Origin of the sequence: Pseudoalteromonas sp. SWYJ118 (genome assembly GCF_015864505.1) — a bacterium.
Classification (GTDB): Bacteria; Pseudomonadota; Gammaproteobacteria; order Enterobacterales; family Alteromonadaceae; genus Pseudoalteromonas; species Pseudoalteromonas arctica.
Window position 1 is genome coordinate 1 of the sequence record NZ_JADYXC010000070.1, and the last position, 561, is coordinate 561.

Annotated in this window: 2 tRNA genes and 1 rRNA gene; all 3 read right to left on the minus strand. The window is 39.9% G+C overall.

Features of this window, described 5'->3' with window-relative positions:
* Window positions 1–209 precede the first annotated feature (209 nt).
* Window positions 210–285, minus strand: a tRNA-Ala gene (locus I6F48_RS21235).
* Between the two features lie 50 nt (window positions 286–335).
* Window positions 336–412 (minus strand) — tRNA-Ile (locus tag I6F48_RS21240).
* Window positions 413–488: 76 nt separating this feature from the next.
* Window positions 489–561 (minus strand): 16S ribosomal RNA (locus tag I6F48_RS21245); the annotation flags it as partial.

The window sequence follows — 561 nt, forward strand, 5'->3', positions numbered from 1 at the left end:
AGTTAATTAAATGGCACTGAATGGTACTGCTACCATTCTTTTTTTACTTTTGAAAACTCTTGATAAATACAATGTATCTATCAGAATTTTATTATCAGCTTTTCCAAATTTTTAAAGAGCAAGAGATGTAAAAACTTCTCAAAATTAAACACACTCTATTCTCAGGCGGTTAATGGCCTGATAAAGAATATTTATTTTTAAGAAGTAAGTGGTGGAGCTAAGCAGGATCGAACTGCTGACCTCCTGCGTGCAAGGCAGGCGCTCTCCCAGCTGAGCTATAGCCCCACATATGCTGGTACTTATTGTTTTAACCATCTTCTTAATTAGATAAGAAGTGGTGGGTCTGAGTAGATTTGAACTACCGACCTCACCCTTATCAGGGGTGCGCTCTAACCAGCTGAGCTACAGACCCAAAACAATAAGTGTTGTTCTCTTTACAATAACAATCATCTGTGTGGACACTACGAACAAATAAGTTCTAAATCGTATAAGGAGGTGATCCAGCCCCAGGTTCCCCTAGGGCTACCTTGTTACGACTTCACCCCAGTCATGAATCACTCC